The organism is Winogradskyella psychrotolerans (assembly GCF_018860565.1).
GTDB lineage: Bacteria > Bacteroidota > Bacteroidia > Flavobacteriales > Flavobacteriaceae > Winogradskyella > Winogradskyella damuponensis.
The window spans coordinates 1-20,613 of the sequence record NZ_JAHKPS010000012.1 but is presented as its reverse complement, the minus strand read 5'-3'; the positions used below and the strand labels follow the sequence as shown (position 1 = coordinate 20,613).

The following is a 20,613-nucleotide window of genomic DNA, read 5'->3' as shown; positions in this document are numbered from 1 at the left end:
TGTCTTATTTCTTCACTAAAGATAATCATCTTTAATTCATTTGAACTTTTCAAATTGCAAACAATTTATATAGATACTTATTTTTAGTTTAACTCATATCAATAAAAAGAGAGCCCAAAGACTCTCTTTATTCTAATTATTATGAGTTGAACTCTGATTTTTAATCTCCTTATTGATTTTCTGTTTGCAGCACCATTGATTCAGAGTTTATACAATATCTTAATCCGCTTGGCTCTGGGCCATCAGGAAAAACATGCCCTTGGTGTGCATCGCAAGTATTACATTGTACTTCTACCCTTACCATTCCAAAAGCAGTATCTCTTATATATTTAATTGCATTTTCTTTAATTGGTTGAGAGAAACTTGGCCAACCTGTACCAGATTCAAATTTAATTGTAGAGTCAAATAATGGCGTATCACAACAAACGCAATTGTATTTTCCTGCCTCATAACTGCTACACAATGCTCCTGAATTTGGCGCTTCTGTTCCTGCTTTGCGTGTAATTCTGAATTGTTCTGGTGTAAGAATAGCTCTCCATTCCTCTTCCGTTTTTTCTACTCTACGATCTGGTTCTGGGTTTCCTTTTACCGAAAAATTAATAACTTCTTTCCACGTTAACATAAAATATGATCCTTTCTTTTAATTAGAATGCTAAATTACTAATTGTTACTTATTAAGTAGCATTATAATGGCTTATTAAACGGTGTTCTCTAAATGAATTTAAGCAAAGAACACGTCTTCACCTCCTGGTTTTGTCGAAAAAAAGAATAAAACTTTCACTTTTTAAGAGCAGTCATAAACACCGTAAAATAACAATAAGATTATCAAACTTTTATCTCTAACAATCACCATTAAAATAGATGAAAGAAATAACAGCTTACGAACTAGCAACACACTATAACTTTAGTTCTATAAAACACAAAAACGTAACACATAAAATGGTTACGTTTTTAAAAATTGTTAGTGCTATGGTGAATAAAACTTAGGTGACTTTATTTAACACCTGTAATTCTATCGTAAAAAATTTGCTATTAACAGCTCGTACATGGTATTACTAAAAAAGGAATGGTTAGCTGATACCCTAAATTCTTTATAACTGGTTCATTAACGATATTTTCAATAAAGCTATGCTCATAATTAATCATCACCAGAATATTAATATCTTCTTCTTTAATGAAATCATAAATGGCTTGGGTTTTCTTTGTATAACCTGGCTTCCAATGTAAACTATATGTATCCGCTTTAAAATACGATTTTAAATGCGATAAATTAGAGTTTTGAATATCTGTAAGTTTCTCTTGCTCGTTAATATGTATAATTCTTATTTTAGAATTATAACGTTCTGACATAACTTTTAGAGGTGATAACTCATCGCCATAAAAACGGTTAAAGTCGGTAGGAAAAGCTAATTGTTTTGGTTCTACAAAATCATACCTGTCTGGCACAATTAATACAGGAGCCTTCTTTACTTTTTTAATAATATTAACCGTATTACTTCCTAAGAAAAGTTCTTTAGCTCCAGTTGCACCTTTGGTACCCATTACAATAAGATCTATATTATACTTCTCAATTGAAGCATCTATAGCATCGTATAAATCACCAGAACTTATAATAATCTCAAACTCATGGTTTGTATTTGTATTATAGTTTTCTGCCTTATTCTTTATCTCTTTAAGCTCATCCTTTGCCTGACTAGATACTGTTTCTAATAACTTATTAGAAAAACTAGACATGGTTGACACTTTCATTTTATACGAATTCAAAAAATAGAATTTACAATCTAAATTTTGATATAGTTTTAGTGCATAAATAGCCGCGCTCCATGCGTTTTCGGAAAAATCTGTTGGTAGTAGAATATTTTTTTTCATAGCTAAAAGTAGTTATTTTTTGGCAAAATACAACCCACAACTATGTTATAAAATGACATTTATCAGCTTGCACTTGGTATAACTAGAAAAGGGATAGTGACCTGAAACCCTAATTTCTTAATAACTGGCTCATTAATAATATTTTCAATAATGTTGTGTTCATATTTAATCATTACAAGTATGTTAATTTCTAACTCTTCTATAAAATCATGTATTGTCTCTGATTTTTTAGCATAATCTGGCATCCAATGAAAACTATACTCATTGTTTTTCAAATATTTTTTTAGTACTCCCATATTATCAATCTGTAAGTCTGTTAACTTATCCTCTTTATTAATATGAAGTACCCTTATTTGAGAATCATAAAGGCTAGACAACTGTATTAACTCAAGTATTTCATCGCCGTAAAAGCGTTTAAAATCGGTAGGAAATGTAATTTGTTTTGGTTCAACAAAGTCAAGTCCATCAGGTATAATTAAAATAGGACATTGCTTTATCTTTTGTATTGTGTTAACAGTGTTGCTTCCAAAGAAAAATTCTTTTGCTCCAGTAGCTCCTTTTGTTCCCATAATAATCATATCGATGTTATACTTCTTAATAGCTGTCTCTATCGCATCTTGTAAAACCTCTGAAGTATGAATAACCTGAAATGCATGATTTGGGTTTTTATTGACAACCTCTACTCTGCCCTTAAGCTCATTTAATTCTTTTATTGATTTTTCCTTTAATTGATCGACATAAGTTGATGTAATGTACGTTCTTGATGTTGATTCTAGAAAAGACCAAGAATGAAGAAAATAAAATGCGCAAGTTTCATTAGCATATAACTTTAAAGCATATACAATTGCGCTCCAAGAATTATCTGAAAAATCTGTAGGTAATAGAATCTGTTTCATGTGCTTATGTTTATTGTTTTTGAATGGATATATATTGTTTAAATGATAAAATTTAGACTATGGGTTTCTAATAAGTTAAGAACGTGTTTTATTTTGCATAGCTAATAATGGTATTTTTAATCCAAGACTCACTTTATCAATATTAGATGGAAATAACATATCTTCTAAAAATGAGTGCTGCGTATTTACCATAGTAATAATGTCAATATTTTTTTCTTTGATATATGTTTTAATAGTGTCTGCTACCTTTCTACTTTCTTCATGGCAAAATTTCACGTCGTTATCACTCAATATATTAGAAATAAATGCTTTGTTATCTTCCTGTCTAATAGACAATTTATGACTGGTAGAAACATGTAAAACATCAATACTACTTCGATAAGATTTAGCTAAAACTGATAATAGTTTAAGTTCGCGACGCTTATAAGGCATCATATAATTGGTTGGAAATAAAATACGCTTAGGCTGTGTGTTTGTATAATTAGAAGGAATAGCCAAAATAGGACATTCTACATATTTTAAAACTTGAAACGTTTTACTCCCAAACACGATATGGCGCTCATTTGATTTTCCTTTGGTTCCCATCACAATCAAGTCTATTTGTTTTCCGTCAGCAATAAGATTAACCTCTTCTACAAGCGTATTATAAGCCGAAATGGTATGAAATGTAAACCTTGGATTTGGTGCTATTTCTTTTACTTTATCGAGCAGAATATCTAAATTATTTTGAGAGGCTGTTTTAACTTTATCTAAAACATCATCAAAGACATCACGAGATCTTAGTTCTTCATGATCGTAAAATTCATTTTGATACGCATGCATAAAGTAAAATGTTGTCTTTTGATATTTAAAAAATTCTAATGCATACCTAATTGCATTCATTGAATTTTCTGAAAAATCTGTCGGAAGAAGAATAGATAGCATAATGAGCGTTTTTATTATTTATTCATAAAATTAAATAGCTCACCACACATAAACAATGATATATGTCAGTTCAATTATTTTTTGGAATAGAGTTATAACTCACAACTCATTAAAACCAAATTTAATACGTTTTATAAAAGTGATGTCTATGCGAATTGCGTATTTTTACTTGAAATTGTATGCCGTAATTATTTATAAAAACGAATACAGTTACAGAGAAAATGAGAAGAATTTAATTTTAAAAAATTACACAAATATGACACCCTTTTAAGGCTTATTATTTTCAAATTTTGAAATAATCAATCAAAATTAATTTATCATGAATCAGATCAAAACCATGGTACTTTTGCTACTATGTTTAACTATTAATAATACCATTGCATCTCAAACCAATTCTACAAGCAAAGAAACGCTTTACTTTGACATTGTGTACAATAATAAAACAATTGGCAGCCTAAAAGCCACTAAAACGAGTAATGATTCACTAACCTATTACCAAAGCTCTACAACTATTGAAACTCGAATTATAAAAAAAATTAATGTAAACCATGAGTACAATGTTACTTTTAATGGTAATATGTTAAAAACATCTAACGTAGACATCACTATAAATGATAAGCCACATGCCAAAACGTTTACTAAAAAGAGTGAAACGGGCTATCAGGTTTTAAAAAATGAAAAGGATAAAGAAACTGTAAAAGACCCTATATATTATGCAACAGTTCTGCTATACTTTACAGAGCCAAAGCACGTAGATCGCTGTTATTCTGAACAGACTGGAAATTTTAACACCATAATAGCGTTGGGAAATCATGCATACAAGAAAGTGAATTCCAAAGAGCGAGAAAACAATTATTATTACAAAAATGGGCTTTTAAAAAGGGCTAATATAGACGGAGGATTAATTAAGTTTGACATTATTGCTAGAAACAAATAATAGCCACAGAATTAACACTTAAAAACAAATTACACTCCATGTCTATTTATTGATAAATTATGCGCAGTACCTTTATAAAACTTATCTTTTCTTTCTAAACAATATGCTTTAGCTGATTCTAAATCGGTAAAAATAGCAAACGGAGTAACTCTATCATACAAACGTTTATAAAAAGACAACAACAATTTCATTCCAAATGTATTAATAACATAAGACTCTGAAATTCTTAATTTAATTAATTCAGGATTATGAGCCATTAATTTAGCTGCAGACACAGAAAAAGTACCACAAGTATCTTTTAAATCTATGAGAAATGGCATTGGTTTACCATCGCACAATTTTGTAATAGCTTTAATGTATAGCTTAACGTTATTTAATTCTAATTTAAAATTTGGATCATTATTACTAAACTCACAGTAAAGAATTCCTGTTTCATCTGTCCAAAATACAGCATTATTAAATCCAATAATTTTACACATACTATTTACTATTAACTAACTCTATTAAAAATCTGATAATTGTTTTGGCAGTATGCTAGCGCAACATTAAAATCTGTGTGTATTTTATTAGGAACAACCTTATTACCTGTAATATTGTTTATTGCTAATAAAATTTTTAAACTAGTAGAACGCACTAAAAACACTCTAGAAAGTACTAAGGTGTTTATTGAAACACTATTAGAGATGAGTATAAATATCTCTATCGAATCAGAACTGTTTAATTGTTTTAAATCTAATAGAAGTGGCTTATACTCTCTATCATATAAAGTAGAAATAGCATTATACAATGCCTCTTCTGTTTTTGTCTTGTCATACGTTTTAAAAAAAGCAGGACTTAATTTACAGCGAATTACCTCCTTATCTACCCAAAGCTTAATGCCATCATATTGTATTACATCTCCCATAATATTTGTTTTGAATTGTAATACCAATTGATATGCCAAAACAAAAACATTTTAACAAAACAGCACACAAAACACTAACAATCAAGCACCTAAACCTAAACCATTAAGAATGAATGCATTAAAAAAGTCACGGAATACCGCGACTTCTTTTTTTGTTTTTTTACAAATTAACGGAATACCGTTTTTATTAAGGCTTTTTTATATCTAGCTTTTTCATTCTGTCTCGCAATGTACTAGGCTTGATTTGCAATAAGTTAGAAGCACCATCTGGCCCACTTATTTTCCATTTACATTGCTCTAATACATGAAGAATATGATTACGTTGCGCAACATCTAATGATAAGTCTTTTTTATTTATTGGATTCACCGTTTGACTAGATGATTCAAACCCTGGAATAAACAGCGTTTCTTCTGTAGATAAAATCGTTGCACGTTCAATTAGATTTTCTAACTCTCTAATATTACCAGGCCAATCGTAAAGCTTAAGTTTATTCATAGACTCATCAGCAATATATTTAATAGTTTTACCATAATCTTTATTAAACTTATCTACAAAATGCTCCACTAACAAAGGTATATCATCTTTTCGTTTACGAAGTGCAGGTACATTAATTGGAAACACATTAAGCCTAAAAAACAAATCCTCTCTAAAACGTTTTTTTGCAATTTCTTCTTTTAAATTTCGATTAGTTGCCGCTACAACCCTTACGTCTAACTTTTTTGTACCAGCACCACCAACAACCTCAATTTCTCCTTCTTGTAAAAACCTCAGTATTTTTGGTTGCATATCTAGAGGCAATTCTCCTATTTCATCTAAAAACAGAGTACCATTGTGTGCTAATTCAAACTTTCCTATTTTATCATTAAACGCCCCTGTAAACGATCCTTTTTTATGCCCAAATAATTCACTCTCTAAAAGTTCTCTTGGTATGGCTGAGCAATTCACCTTAATTAAAGGTTTATTATTTCTGGCACTAATATTATGAATGGCCCTTGCTAATAATTCTTTTCCTGTTCCAGACTCCCCTAGCAATAACACTGTTGCATTTGTAGGCGCTACTTTTTCTATTTCAGTTAATACATTGCTAAACTCTGTACTTCCATAAACCATTTCCTCGTAGTTAAACACTAAATCTAATTCGTTTCTTAGATATACGTTTTCTTGCTCTAATTGATCCCTAAGTTTATTAAGCTCTTCATTAGCTAATGTAAGTTGATGATTTGCTATAGCCGATGCCTTTTCTGCCAATTTTCGTTCTGTACTTTGAATCATTAAAGACACTAAGTTAGCAATAGAAGTAGCAAACTCTTCTTCGTCTCTACTCCATTCATGTAATGTATCTAAATGCTCAAAACACAAGATCCCATAAACTTCATTTATTCCTTGTATCGGAATACTTAATTTAGATTTGATATTTAATGGAATGAAATACGTATTTAACGACCCTTGAAACAACTTGTGAGATAGAACATCTGTCGCACTAACTATTTTGTTTTCGTCTATAGTTGCAAAAAAGCGTTCATTGCCTTTTTTACAAAAAACTTGTCCCTTTTCGTAGGAGTCATTTTTTAGATGATATAACTTTTCGCAAAGCATTTTTGTTCTATCATTGTTAAACTTTAAAATACTTCCTCTATCAACATTTAATGTTTTGGCTGCTAATGCAGTTATTTTATTTAATGCTTCTTTATAATCCTTCCCCACCAAACTGGCCAATTCTAAAATAACATTTTTCCGTTCTAACGATTTTTTGGCGTTCTGTTCAAGAACCTTTTTTGCTTTCTCTTCTTCAGAACTATCCTTTACAGTAGCAAAAATTGCTATAACTTCTCCATTATCATTTTTTATTGTACCTGTTAAAAACGAAGCGTAAAATTGGTCACCATTTTTTCTAATAAATTCTAGCTGAAAGGATGGAGCTTCATCATTTTCTACTTTTAACTTTATATTTTCCATTTTTTCCAAATCCTCCGCTTTCGCAAAAGGATACGGCAACTCCAAACCTATAAGTTCTTGCTCTGAATACCCAAGTATTTTGCATAAGGATTCATTGACTTTAATAATTTTACCTAACATATCTAATATAAGCAAGCCTTCTTGCATAGACATCATTAGTTTGTCATTAAAATCTTTCGCTAATTTTAAGTCAATTTCAGCTTTTCGTCGTTCTGTAATATCTTCTACGGTAGCAAAATTGGCTGTCTTTATTCCATTTTCATCATATATACTTGACACCATAACATGCACGGGAAAACGTTCCCCATTTTTACGCATATATATGTTTTCATAATCTTTAGTGTTTTTATTCTGTATTAATAATTTATAACGTTTATCATTCTCTTTTTTTAATTCAGGGGGAGAAAACGGATAGGGACGTTTTAAACCTAATAATTCTTCCTCTGTAAAACCTGTCATTTTACAAAACGAAGGGTTTACACTAATTATTTCTGAATCTAAGTTGATAGCAAACAAGCCTTCATGCATTGATTTTAAAAGGCTTGATGAAAATTCATTGGCAACTTTTAATTCTAATTCATTATTTTTTCGTTCGGTAATGTCTTGTGTGGTCCCAATGACTTTTACAGGATTAGCATCACTATCAAAAATAAATTCGCCAAAGGCATGAACCCAAGCTTCTTCTTTTGAATCTATTTTTACAATCTTATATTCTATATCTATTTTTTTTCTGTTCTTAATAGCATTAGTAAAATGTTCTACCGTTTTCTCAATATGATTTGGATGAATAATAGCAATCCAACCGTCCACGGATTTCACATACGATTCATTTATACCAAAAATTTTATCTAGCACTTTAGAACTTCCCCAAGCACCAGATTTTAAATCAATTGTATAAGAACCAATATTAGCAACTATTTGAGATTGTCTTAGATTATATTCACTTTCTTGAAGTTTTATTTCTGATTTCTTACGATGGGTAATATCTTGCATCGTCCCAATCATTTTTATAGATTTCCCATCTTTATCATAAATAAATTCTCCAGTACCATGTACCCAAATCTCTTCCTTAGTATTTAATTTTACAACTCTATACTCTTTATTAAACTTTCTATTATTCTTGATTCCATTTTCCAAATAATTTAACATCTGCTCTCTTTCATCTGGATGAATAATATCTACCCAACTATCAATGGTTTTTACATAGGATTCCGAAATACCAAAAACATTATTTAAAACTGCTGAAGACTCCCATATTCTTGTATTTAAATCTAGAACATAAGAACCAATGTTACCAACTACTTGAGACTGTCTTAAACTATATTCGCTTTCTTGAAGTTTAATTTGAGACTTTTTACGATCCGTTATATCTTGAATAGTACCAATTAATTTGATAGGATTATTTTCTTCATCAAAAACTAATTCTCCTATACCATGAGCCCAAATTTCTTCTTTTGTATTGTATTTTATTATTCTGTATTCTTTGTTAAAGCGTTCATTATTTGCTACACACTGTTCAAAATAACTTAACAATTCTTCCTGCTCATCAGGATGAATACGAGCATTCCAACTTTTAACAGTTCTCTCATAGGATGCATCAATACCAAAAAGTTCGTCTAAAACGTCAGAGCCTTCCCAAAACTCGGTTTTTAAATCCACAACATAAGACCCCAAATTAGCAACGATTTGTGATTGCTTTAAATAATACTCACTTTCCTTAAGTTTGGCTTCTACTTTTTTACGTTCTGTTATATTCCGTCCAATAGACAACACCTTACCATCTAGTTGCTTCTTTGCTGTGATTTCTAGATCAATTATTGTATTATCTTTGCACCTCATCTGCCTTTCAAAAAGCACAGATTCACCCTTAACGATCCTATCATAGAGGTTTTGATCTGAAATAAAGTCTCCAACAAGAAAATCATGAATACTTAATTTTGAAAATTCCTCTAAAGTATAGCCTAATATTTGATACGTTGCTTTATTAAATGTATGTATGGTGCCATCTAATGAGTAAGAGAGTATGGCATCACTTGCTTGATTCATTAAGGCTTTATACGACTCATCTTTCTTTTTAATTTCGCCTATAATCTTAAACTTTTCTATAACAACACTTATTAGACTTCGTGTTAGTTTTAGTTCACGAATATCTTGTAATGAAGGCGTATTTATAGTTTTACTATAAATTGCAAAAGTTCCTAAAACATCATTGTTTTCGGATAATATAGGCAATGACCAACATGACCTTAAGTTATTCTCTAAGGCTATATCTTTATAATTTACCCATAATTTATCAGTGCTAATATCTGAAACTATTATAGGTTTTTTTGTAAATGCAGCTGTGCCACAAGAGCCTTGACTCTCTCCTATTTCAACCGTTTTAGTTAGTTCAACAAAAGGTTTTGGCATTGAAGGCGCCGCGACAAGATTAAGATGAACACCATCGTCATTTAGTAAACTTAAAGAACCAAAATATTCTGGATGAACCGATTCAAAATTTAAAAGTAACTTATTAAAAATCTCATCGATGGGTGTATTTAAAGCAATTAAATCTAAAATTTCATTTTTATGAATTAATAATTGCTCTGCTTTTATCCTTTCGGACACCTCTTTATCTAAGTCTATTTTTTTTTGCTCTAGTTTACTAATGAGTCGCTCACTATAGAGTTTTAAAACTTCTTGCTCAGAGTATTGAATACCTTTAGTAGACTTTATTGTTGTCTGATCTTCTTTTAAAACACCCTGAATAACTTTTAGTATTTTTTCTTGATCTGTAGGCTTTCTTAAAAAATGAACAGCACCAAGCTTCAAAGCAAACTCCTCGTCAAGCTTTTCTGTATAAGTGGAGGTATAATAAATGAATGGAATATGACTAAATTTTTTATCTTTTTTACATTCTTGACAAAATATATAGCCATCCATTACAGGCATCAAAATATCTGAAATTATCAGATCCACCTTATCCTTATTGTCATAAGTATTCTTTAGTATACCTAAACCTTCTTTTCCATCATTTGCTTCAAGAACTTTGTATCCAGCTTCTTCAAGTACAACTTTTAGCAAATAAAGATTTTCATAGATATCATCTACTATTAATATGGTTTTCATAAATACTATTTCGACTGCTTTATTTTATAAATTCTCACCATTTGACCAACAAAGGTATCAGGGTTTATAGGTTTTTCTATATAACCATCCGCACCTGCTTCAAGTGCCTTTTCTCTATCTCCTCCCATAGCATAAGAGGTCACAGCAATTAAGGTTGTATTTTTTGGCAACCCATTATGCCTAAGCTTAGCACAGATTTCATAACCATCCATATCTGGTAGTTGGATATCTATTAAAATGATTTCTGGATGATTATCATGTGCTAACTGTAATCCATCAACACCATTATAGGCTTTTAATACATTATAATTACTATTTGTAAGTAGGTAAGATAACATATACATATTTTGTTCGTTATCTTCAATTATTAAGATAGATGGACTCATATTTTTTGGGGTATAAAACCAACATTCTAGAAATTTAAATATATTACATTTAGTTGAGTCTCATAATTTATTACTCATTTATTTTATTGGAATGCTTAAGCGGTAATTTAAAAGTAAAATTACTTCCTACTCCTATTTCACTTGAGACTTGCAAAGTGCCTCCTAACTTTTCTATTAAATTTTTACAAATTGCTAAACCAAGACCGGTCCCTTCATGACTGCGACTTAGCCCTGTTTCAAGCTGAACAAAAGGCATAAATAACCTAACGAGATCATCTTTTTGTATGCCAACACCCTCATCTATAACTTCGGTTACAACATAATCATCAATAACCTGAACTTTCACAAGGATTGTTCCGATTTTAGAAAATTTTATAGCATTAGAAAGTAAGTTTAAAAATATCTGCTCAACTCTTCGTTCATCACTTATAAGCGTAATATCTATTTCAGCAATTTCAGTGCGCATTTTAAGCCCTTTAGCCAGGGCTTGTGGTAATAAAAAATCAATTGTTCTTTCTAAAGCTGCTAAATAATCAAATGGATAATACGTTACTTTTAGTTTACCTGCCTCTATTCTAGAAATATCCAAAACGTCGTTGATTAAACTCAATAAATGCTCACCACTATTTTTAACCATGGTAAGTTGTCTTTTTTGTTCTTCATTTAGTGGTCCTGCCAATTCCTTTATTAATATCCCAGTAAAACCAATAATAGAATTCATAGGTGTTCTTAACTCATGCGACATGGTTGCTAAAAAAGCAGACTTCATTAAATCTGCAGATTGTGCTTTTTCTTTTTCTTTTTCTAATTCAGCCGTTCTCGTTTCTACTAACTTTTCGAGATTATTCTTATAGTTTTCTAATTCTAGTTCGGCTTTCTTACGTTCTGTAATATCCCTAATCACACCAATTAAAAATTTGGCATTACTACTATCTACAAACCGTGTCTTTTTTGTAGAAATAATAAGTGTTTCTTTGTTACTTAAAGTCATTGTCTCCTCGTTAATGTTATCAATGCCAGAATCAAGGACTTCTTTATCAATTCGGAAGGCTTCATCGCGTTCAGAAGGCAACACATTTTCAGCTAAAGTTTTACCAATAACATCTTCTTTTGCAAGGTTTAAAAGATTACAAAAAGCATTATTCGCTAATAGTATATGACTATGCTCATCTTTTACAAAAACCGGATCTGCAATATTATTTATTATATTTTCAAGATATCTTTCGCTTTTCAGGACTTGCTCCTCGGCCTTTTTTCTTTCAGTAATATCATTCAGTATACCAATGTAGCTCGTTAATTCTTTATTAACATCAAATACACCAACCGCTTTAGCCGAAATCCACCTTACCTCACCATTTTTATGAAGTAATCTAAAATCTTTTAATAAGCTTTGATTTGACATAATTGATGTTTTCCAACGCTCTAAAACCATATCTCTGTCCTCTGGGTGAATGGCATTAGACCATCCAAACCCTAAAGCTTCACTAAAAGTTTGTCCGGAATATTTTAACCATTCTTCATTAACATAGTTACAATTCCCTTCAGTATCTGATTGAAAAATAGCTACTGGAGCATTTGCTGCTAAGCGCCTAAACTGTTGCTCACTGTTTTTTAGTTTTTCCTCAGCTTCTTTACGTTGCGTAATATCTTTAGCCACAATACCCAATGCTATGGGTTTATTTGTTTCTGGATCTTTTATTAAAAACCCTGACTTTTCAATAGGTATAAAATCTCCCGTTTTAAAATTCTTTAAATATGTTTCTCCACTCCATTTGTTATTCTTATTAATATAAGGTAACTGCTCATTTATAATGACATCTTTATAAGCTTGAGGGAAAAAATCTGTGATTGAATCTATATGTTCTAAATCGGTATTTAACCCTACTAATTTCCGACCATTAGTATTTAGGTAAATGGGTTTCCCCTCTAAGGTGGCTAATCCAATAAATTCGTCACTTGTTTCTATTAAAGAACCTAGCATTACGTTATTTGCGTCTGCTTTCTTTATTTCCGTAATATCTGTAAAATAAATAGTCACCCCTTTTTTTGAAGGGTAGATTCTGTTTTCAAACCATTTGTCTAATGGTTCGTAATAATCTTCAAAATATATGGTTTTTTGAGTTTCAATAGCCTCATGGTAAGCCTTATAAAAAGACAAGCCTTTGCCTTCTGGAAATATATCCCAAATATGTTTACCTAGTAAATCATCTTTTGATTTGCCTAAAAGATCTGCTGCTTTTTTATTGACATAGGTGTAACACCAATTGGTATCTAACGCTACAAAACCATCCGAGATATTATTTAAAGAGGTTTCTAATTGATTAGTTAATTTTTCTTCAGATTCATGTTTTTCAACCTTTAAATCTAAATATCTTTTTTTGTATTGTAATATAGAAAACACATCGCGATCTTGACTGGCAATAAAAGTTGCCTTACAACCATCTGAATCTATAAATTTCAAATACGTATAAAGAATAACAGATAAAAGTAAAGCCGCAATAGACTTTCCTAAAATTTGACCTAATAATAATTGATTAAAATCGTCTTCACCATAATTAAATATTAAATTAAATAAAATAGCGTCAAAAAATAAGACTATTACTAAAGATGTAAAAAGCACGAGAAAGAAGGGTAACTTTTTAATTTTTGAAATTAAAAATTGATAAATCACAACCATCCAAATAAAATCTAGAAGCAATAAAATTTTCCCAACAGCAAAGTACCTATAATTTAACAAGAAAAACGATGTTGATTCTGTTTCATTTACAGCTAGTGAAGTAAGTTTTGGATCATAAGTAACACTGTACAGGGCTAATAACAGAAAGTTTGAAATAATCATCCCTAATATAAGTACTCTTGCACTCGTAGCGCCTTCTTTTATATAAATTAACAAGACAGCGAACAGAATTGAGCTAAAAATAATTACAGATCCAGGGAAAACGATCAGATCATCAAGAACCATTAAACTTACTCTTGAACCAGAAAGAGATTGTAAATATTGAATAGATCCTAAGAAAAGATAAAGAGGAGCTAAGCCTAAACTCTTCCTAAATCTAAATAAAATAAGGATGCTAGAAACTATTAATGAAAATTGTAATATAATAGTAATATAGATATTCATGCGCTAGTAAATTAAACCTCTTACAAGTTAAGTGTTTAATTAGAAATACATATATAAAAATATAGTTTACTCAAAGTAAACCGCTTTTAGAACTGTTTCCCCATATTATTTATGCTTAATTTTCCGAACCTTAGAGCAACTCATTTGCACGTCTTTAAACAAGAAATCGCTTCCTTTTAAATTATGTATTAGCGCAAGTAACACCAAAGGATCAACAAATTTAAATCCACACCTTTGGTTTTTTTTCTTATAAGCTCTCAACGCCCTAAAATATCCTCAGACTTTATTTCTGCATTTTATTTGCTAAATTAGTTACCTAAACACGCCACTAATCCTACACAAAATGAAAAGATTTTTAATGACCTTAACTTTCTGCGGACTAACTTTAATAGCAAAATCACAAAATGCAAGTGTAGAGCAATCAACTTACGGAATCCAAACGGGAATTTTAGGAATTTGGGTGCATAATGAATCAAAACTATCAAATCAATTCGTTTTAAGAAGTGAACTGGGACTTGACACAGGAATATATGGAAGTGATACTAATGATATTGATGGATTTTTACTCACACCTACAATAACATTAGAACCGCGTTGGTATTACAATTTAAACAAAAGAGAAGAAAAATCGAGACGGATAGATGGAAATAGTGGTAATTTCATTTCCATAAAAATTACATATCATCCTGATTGGTTTATAATCTCTAACGAAGACAATATTAATTTTATAAGTGATATTTCTATAATCCCAACTTGGGGACTGAGAAGAAATCTTGGAAGTCATTTCACTTATGAAACAGGAATTGGAATCGGTTACGTTCATTACTTCAAAGAAGATCATGTCATTTTAGTAAATGAAAGCGATGTTGCTGTTAACCTGCATTTAAGACTTGGGTATCGATTTTAATAACCTAATACAAACGTTGTACATACACCACCCCTAACTATTTCTTTAAATTATCTTAAGCTCTAAACAAATGCATACTTTTTCCTTTAATCATATAGCACTTGCTGTAAAAGACGTCAACACGTCTATTGAATTTTATCAAAAGGCACTTCAACTTAAAGAAATTAAGAATACAGCTTCAAACTCTAAAACAAGATGGCTATCTCTTAGTGATGGAAAACAACTTCATCTAATTCCTCGTCCAAATTCTGAAATAAAAATTAATAAAGCTGTGCACTTTGCTTTAGCAACATCTAATATAGATGCATTTATTAAGCATCTAGAAGATTTAAAAATCGAATACTCTGATTGGCTAAATACACCAAACAAAGATTATATACGAAAAGACGGAATTAAGCAGGTTTACTTTCAAGATCCCAATGGCTATTGGATTGAAATCAATGACGACACCACTTTATAACCGTACAACAAGTTACTAAACACTTCTAATTTAGAATAAAAAAAAGGGTAAAGAACTTGCCTCTACCCTATTTCTATCCCTAATTAAACATCACAACTAGAATAGTCATTCATGTGCATTGTACCTTGTGTCTTAAGCTGGGTATGCCAACTAAAAGCTTCTTTAAGAATATGCGGTGTTTGTCCGCCCAAACTATAAGCTTTATTAAAATAAGCCAACAATTGTGCTCTATAATCTGGATGCACACAATTATTAATAATGAGTCGCGCTCGTTCTACTGGAGCTAAACCTCTTACATCTGCCAAACCTTGTTCAGTAACCAAAACATCTACATCATGCTCCGTATGATCGGTATGAGATACCATTGGGACAATATGCGAAATAGAACCACCTTTAGACGTAGAAGGACAAGCAAAAATACTCAGGTAGCCATTTCTAGCAAAATCACCAGAGCCACCTATACCATTCATCATTTTTGTTCCTGTAATGTGCGTAGAATTTACGTTGCCGTAGATATCAAACTCTATAGCGGTATTAATTCCAATAATTCCCAAACGACTAATAACTTCAGCAGCATTACTAATATTCTGTGGCCGTAAGACTAATTTGCTTTTATATTTTTCAAAATCTTTAAATATGTTATCCGCGCATTTTTCTGTGACCGTTATAGATGATGCCGACGCAAATTCTAATTTCCCAGCATCAAAAAGATCAAAAGTACTATCTTGAAGCACTTCAGAATACATGGTCAAATTTTTAAATCGGCTTTTAGTAAAACCCGATAAAATAGCATTTGCTGTTTTTCCAATACCTGCTTGTAATGGTAAAAGCGACTCTGTTAATCGGCCTTCATCAACTTCTTTACCTAAAAAATCAAGAATATGATTGGATATGGCTTTCGTTTTTTCATCCGGATCTGAAATCACAGCAGGCGAATCTGGCTTTTCGGTATATACAATAGCAACCACTTTACTAGGATCTATTCTAATAAATGGGTCACCAATTCTAGTATCCGATTTTAGAATAGGAATAATACCTCTATGAGGTTGTTTTTTTAATACTTTTATATCGTGCAGCCCTAAAAAGCTCTCAGGAAAACTAGTGTTAATTTCAATAATAATCTTATCTGCTTTTTCTAAAAATATAGGAGAATTACCTACAGATGTTGTTGGTACAATAAAACCTTCTGCCGTAACGGAAACAGCTTCAACAATAGCGACATCAATTTTAAATGTATCTATTTTTTGTAGCATATCTGCAGTTTGTCCCAAGTGCTGATCTACGTACAGAACCTCATGCTTATTAATAGCAGTTCTTAAAGTAGGATCTGCTTGAAATGGCATTCGTTTAACTAAGGCACCATTTCTTGCTAAATTGGCATCTGTATCATAGCCTAAAGATGCACCACTTAACACCGTTACTTTTAATCCCTCATAAAGAGCTCTTTCTGCAACCATAGGCAAAACAGCCTTGCTATCCCCTGCTTTTGTAAAACCACTAACACCTAAAACATCGTTATTATTAATTAATAAAGCAGCTTGTTCCGTTGTCTGTATTTTATCTAAATAAGGGGTGTAATGTATTCTTTGCATAATGTGAGTCTTTTATAAATTGTGGGATAAAAAAAATCTCGTATTTGATTAAAATTGAACCACCAATTGGGCTTTCAATAAAATACTTTGGCAATTTATATAAGATTTTTAGTGTCTTTTTATTAAAAAAAGACATTGTATTATTAATTTAGTGCATTCATCACAAATGCTACCTATATAATGAACAATAAATATTATTTAACAGAGGTCGACAAAAACCCTAAAAGCATATTTTGTTACCATACGACCATGAATGATTTATTTATTGAACACCATAGTCATGATAAAGGACAGTTTTTATATACCGAAGGTGGCGTAGTCCATGTTAAGACCAATACCAGAATGTATTATTTACCAGCAAGGCACTATATGTGGATTCCTGCGGGTACAAAACACGCCATCTACCCTAGTTCTCCCAAAGTAATTATGAGAAACTTGTATTTCCCAATGCCATCGCAGACATCAGACTTTTACAAAAAAGAAGGTATTTATCATATTAACAACCTGCTCATGGAATTGTTATTATTTACTAAAAATTGGAATGGGGACATCATCAAAACTCAAACAAACAAATACCCAATTGTATATGCTTTTAAAACACTTTTAGAACAGAGTGTCTCACAATCACTACACTTAGAACTTCCACATCCTACAGATAGCCGATTAATAAGCATTACCAAATATATGTCTGATAAAATAGACCAGGAACACCTATTACCCAAATTGGCTTCAAGTTTTAGTATGACAGACAAGTCGTTATACCGTCTTTTTAAAAAAGACTTAAACATGTCTTTTATAAAATACTATACACAATTAAGAATATTTAAATCTTTAGAATATTTAATGAATTCAGATTATAGCATATCTCAAATAGCAAATATGGTTGGCTATAATAGCATGCCTACCTTTAGTAACACCTTTAGTAAAGTTATGGGTAAACGTCCATCAGAATACAGAAAAGCTAACGAAATTTATACCGAATCTTAAAAAATACGTAAAGTCACGTATATAAATATCTAAACTATTCCCTAATTTTATAAACTTATAATACCATGTTAAAACGCTTCTTATCCGGAATATCAAAAAGGATAAATGGTATGATTATGTTTATATAACACGTTACCTACAATTAGAAAATGACAGAGAACAATAGAAAGACATTAGAATTAGTTAAAGGCAACCTATCCTTAATACTTCTTGTTCCAACAATTTTGGGAGGTTTTTGGCAACTGTTTGAATTACAAAAAATAAGCACTTCATTCATAAGATTTTTCTCTATTTCACAAGTTATAGCTGATGGATTATTGATTTTATTTGTCCTTTCAATAATTTATTTGTCCTTTAAATTTGGAGTTTATCTATCAGCTAATATTGAGAAAGAACCTAGAATTCTTTATAAAATAAGACTGTTTTTATTACCAGTTATATTATCGTTACCTATTATCCTTTTTATAATCAGATTTAATAAAAATAAAGAGATAAATGTATTTCTTTTAGATTCAGCTTTATTTTCAGCTACCTTATTAATAGGGATTTTAGTTGAAATTATTGGTAAAAAAAGAATTAACAAAATTTTTCTTAATGAATGGTTTCGTGAGTTAATTTTCCCTATTATTATTGCAATATCACTTATAGGTTCTATATATTTTATTTCATTTGTTTTTAAAATTTTTCATAAATCATTCCTGTTACCTGAAAATTTAAAGAATGTGGAAAATATTGAATGTCTCGTTAAAAGGAAAATTCAAACTTTTCAAATATTATATTTAAATGATAAATATATTTTTTTGGAATTAGTTTCTGAAAATGAAAAAAAACGAATTGAAATAATCGAATTTAAAGAACTATTTAAAAAAAATAACTGTAGGTAACACCGTATAAAAATAATTGCGGTTATGTGCTTAATCAAAGGTCGTTGCGTGTTTGTAACGTCTGATTTTCCTTCGGAAAATCCTCGCATACAAACCCGCAACTATTCTTATACATAAACGTTGGCAAAAATATAACCTAGAATGAAAATTAGAATATTAACATTATTGATTGGAATATCATTAAATAGCTTTGCTCAAGACCAAATATTATTTGATAATATATGGATATTACAGGATTTGGTCATAGATAGCGATAGTCATCTACCACCAAATAATGAAGAAATTACATACGTGACTTTAGATTTTGATTCCTATGTCTATGAATCAATCGAATATTTTAATTTATTTGGTACAACTTGTGAAACTATTGGTGGATTAATAGAATTCAATAATACTAGTAACAATTTTTCGTTCTCGGATGGCCCATACGAATCACTTGGAGGAGGATGTATGCAGTCAGAAAATTCTATCTATGAAGGCATTTATTTTGACTTCTTTTATGAGAATTATAATAATGGAAACACATTCGACTATTCCATTACTGCAAACGGTGATGAAAGTATGAGCTTAATTATAACGTCATTTAATGGTAATCAAGCTATTTATGGTTCTGAGGTTTTGTCGATTGGAAATAATGAAAAAAATGATATTTCTTTATTTTACAATGCACAGAATAGTTCGGTTGAAATAGATTCTAAAAAACCTTTTGAATATATCTCAATCCAAATTTTCAATTCTCTTGGCAAGCAAGTTTTATACCTGTATGAAAACAATGAAGAAAAAATTAGTATTAATATTAATATACAAGATTTAACTGATGGAATATATTTCGTTTCATTACAAAATGAGATAGGTCAAATTATAAGAAAAAAAATAATAAAATACTGATATGAAATTTTAGTTAAAATACTTTTGCTAACACCGTGTATAATTAATGGCTGTTTCAAGCCTACTTACGAAAATCCTCACGGATTTTCTATTCGGTTTTTATTTGCTAAATTACGTGCTAAACCACGCAACAAACCATATACAAAACCGTTGTGTGCAATTTGAGGCAAATTTTACTTTTATACCAATTTTTGGTATATTTGAGCTAAAATTAGTATCAAATGAACAAAAATACATCAATATCACTCGGAAATTATTTCGACCAATTCGTGCAAAGCCGAATTAGTGAAGGAAGATTTAAAAACGTCAGTGAAGTAATTCGTGCTGGATTGAGACTTTTAGAGGAAGAAGAAAACAAAGTAATTGCTTTGAAAACTGCAATACAAGAAGGAATTGACAGCGGAATAGCTCACGATTTTGACCCAAAAAAGCATCTTGAATCTCTAAAAGCGAAAAAGCACTCGAATGGCTGAATATAAGTTGACGAACAAAGCTGTTGAGGATTTATCAAAGATTTGGGATTATACATTTGAGGTTTGGTCGGAAAAACAAGCTGACAAATATTACGATAGACTAATTTCTGATTGTCAAGAAATTGCAGAAAATCCTCATTTAGGAAAAAACTACGAAGGAATATCAAAACAACTTCTCGGAATTAAGGCAAATCGACATATATTTTTTTACAGAACTCTGGATGAAAATTATGTTGAGATAACAAGAATATTGCACGAAAGAATGGACTTAAAGAAAAGAATAGCGGAATAAAAAACTGCACACAACAAAGAACTGAGTT

The 20,613-nt window shown here is 30.6% G+C and carries 19 protein-coding genes; 9 read left to right on the top strand and 10 right to left on the bottom strand.

The window, feature by feature from the left end:
• Positions 1 to 169 precede the first annotated feature (169 nt).
• Entirely contained in the window at positions 170 to 622 is a 453-nt protein-coding gene (gene msrB, locus KO504_RS04215; RefSeq protein WP_215925087.1) for a peptide-methionine (R)-S-oxide reductase MsrB, read from the bottom strand.
• Positions 623 to 861: 239 nt separating this feature from the next.
• Here msrB and KO504_RS17390 point away from each other — a divergent pair, with 239 nt between their 5' ends.
• Positions 862 to 987, top strand: a complete 126-nt coding sequence (locus KO504_RS17390; protein WP_289846245.1) for a hypothetical protein — start codon at positions 862 to 864, stop codon at positions 985 to 987.
• A 45-nt stretch (positions 988 to 1,032) separates the two neighbouring features.
• Here KO504_RS17390 and KO504_RS04210 read toward each other — a convergent pair whose 3' ends face one another.
• The 3 genes from KO504_RS04210 to KO504_RS04200 form a co-directional block, all read right to left on the bottom strand.
• On the bottom strand, positions 1,033 to 1,869 hold the full coding sequence (locus tag KO504_RS04210) for a universal stress protein (protein ID WP_215925086.1): 837 nt from the start codon (positions 1,867 to 1,869) through the stop codon (positions 1,033 to 1,035).
• A 62-nt stretch (positions 1,870 to 1,931) separates the two neighbouring features.
• Entirely contained in the window at positions 1,932 to 2,765 is an 834-nt protein-coding gene (locus tag KO504_RS04205) for a universal stress protein (RefSeq protein WP_215925085.1), read from the bottom strand.
• 75 nt (positions 2,766 to 2,840) lie between these two features.
• On the bottom strand, positions 2,841 to 3,689 hold the full coding sequence (locus tag KO504_RS04200) for a universal stress protein (protein WP_215925084.1): 849 nt from the start codon (positions 3,687 to 3,689) through the stop codon (positions 2,841 to 2,843).
• Positions 3,690 to 4,008: 319 nt separating this feature from the next.
• Between KO504_RS04200 and KO504_RS04195 the strand changes: the two genes are divergently transcribed.
• Positions 4,009 to 4,626: a DUF6134 family protein gene (locus KO504_RS04195; RefSeq protein ID WP_215925083.1), complete on the top strand. Its 618-nt coding sequence runs from the start codon at positions 4,009 to 4,011 to the stop codon at positions 4,624 to 4,626.
• Positions 4,627 to 4,655: 29 nt separating this feature from the next.
• Here KO504_RS04195 and KO504_RS04190 read toward each other — a convergent pair whose 3' ends face one another.
• The 5 genes from KO504_RS04190 to KO504_RS04170 form a co-directional block, all read right to left on the bottom strand.
• Positions 4,656 to 5,105 (bottom strand): DUF7793 family protein, encoded by a 450-nt coding sequence (locus KO504_RS04190; protein ID WP_215925082.1) that lies wholly within the window; start codon positions 5,103 to 5,105, stop codon positions 4,656 to 4,658.
• An 11-nt stretch (positions 5,106 to 5,116) separates the two neighbouring features.
• Positions 5,117 to 5,530 (bottom strand): hypothetical protein, encoded by a 414-nt coding sequence (locus KO504_RS04185; protein ID WP_215925081.1) that lies wholly within the window; start codon positions 5,528 to 5,530, stop codon positions 5,117 to 5,119.
• Between the two features lie 187 nt (positions 5,531 to 5,717).
• Positions 5,718 to 10,595, bottom strand: a complete 4,878-nt coding sequence (locus KO504_RS04180) for a PAS domain S-box protein (RefSeq protein WP_215925080.1) — start codon at positions 10,593 to 10,595, stop codon at positions 5,718 to 5,720.
• Positions 10,596 to 10,600: 5 nt separating this feature from the next.
• Positions 10,601 to 10,981, bottom strand: coding sequence for a response regulator (locus KO504_RS04175; protein WP_215925079.1), 381 nt, complete (start codon positions 10,979 to 10,981; stop codon positions 10,601 to 10,603).
• A 70-nt stretch (positions 10,982 to 11,051) separates the two neighbouring features.
• Complete coding sequence (locus KO504_RS04170) at positions 11,052 to 14,102, bottom strand: PAS domain S-box protein (protein ID WP_215925078.1); 3,051 nt, start codon at positions 14,100 to 14,102, stop codon at positions 11,052 to 11,054.
• A gap of 343 nt (positions 14,103 to 14,445) precedes the next feature.
• Between KO504_RS04170 and KO504_RS04165 the strand changes: the two genes are divergently transcribed.
• Together KO504_RS04165 and KO504_RS04160 are read left to right on the top strand one after the other, a co-directional pair.
• Positions 14,446 to 15,009, top strand: a complete 564-nt coding sequence (locus KO504_RS04165; protein ID WP_215925077.1) for a hypothetical protein — start codon at positions 14,446 to 14,448, stop codon at positions 15,007 to 15,009.
• Between the two features lie 70 nt (positions 15,010 to 15,079).
• Complete coding sequence (locus KO504_RS04160) at positions 15,080 to 15,469, top strand: VOC family protein (RefSeq protein ID WP_215925076.1); 390 nt, start codon at positions 15,080 to 15,082, stop codon at positions 15,467 to 15,469.
• Positions 15,470 to 15,552: 83 nt separating this feature from the next.
• On the opposite strand, the gene KO504_RS04155 is transcribed toward KO504_RS04160, so the two are convergent.
• Complete coding sequence (locus KO504_RS04155; RefSeq protein WP_215925075.1) at positions 15,553 to 17,061, bottom strand: succinate CoA transferase; 1,509 nt, start codon at positions 17,059 to 17,061, stop codon at positions 15,553 to 15,555.
• 180 nt (positions 17,062 to 17,241) lie between these two features.
• Between KO504_RS04155 and KO504_RS04150 the strand changes: the two genes are divergently transcribed.
• From KO504_RS04150 to KO504_RS04130, 5 genes are all read left to right on the top strand, one after another.
• Positions 17,242 to 18,048 (top strand): AraC family transcriptional regulator, encoded by an 807-nt coding sequence (locus KO504_RS04150; protein WP_215925074.1) that lies wholly within the window; start codon positions 17,242 to 17,244, stop codon positions 18,046 to 18,048.
• A 149-nt stretch (positions 18,049 to 18,197) separates the two neighbouring features.
• Positions 18,198 to 18,932, top strand: coding sequence for a hypothetical protein (locus KO504_RS04145; RefSeq protein WP_215925073.1), 735 nt, complete (start codon positions 18,198 to 18,200; stop codon positions 18,930 to 18,932).
• Positions 18,933 to 19,097: 165 nt separating this feature from the next.
• Entirely contained in the window at positions 19,098 to 19,820 is a 723-nt protein-coding gene (locus KO504_RS04140) for a T9SS type A sorting domain-containing protein (RefSeq protein WP_215925072.1), read from the top strand.
• 221 nt (positions 19,821 to 20,041) lie between these two features.
• Positions 20,042 to 20,293 carry a type II toxin-antitoxin system ParD family antitoxin gene (locus tag KO504_RS04135; protein WP_215925071.1) on the top strand — a complete coding sequence of 84 codons (252 nt, stop codon included), beginning with the start codon at positions 20,042 to 20,044 and terminating at the stop codon, positions 20,291 to 20,293.
• Positions 20,286 to 20,585 carry a type II toxin-antitoxin system RelE/ParE family toxin gene (locus KO504_RS04130; RefSeq protein ID WP_215925070.1) on the top strand — a complete coding sequence of 100 codons (300 nt, stop codon included), beginning with the start codon at positions 20,286 to 20,288 and terminating at the stop codon, positions 20,583 to 20,585. Before KO504_RS04135 ends, KO504_RS04130 begins: the two co-directional genes overlap by 8 nt.
• The last annotated feature ends 28 nt before the right edge of the window (positions 20,586 to 20,613 follow it).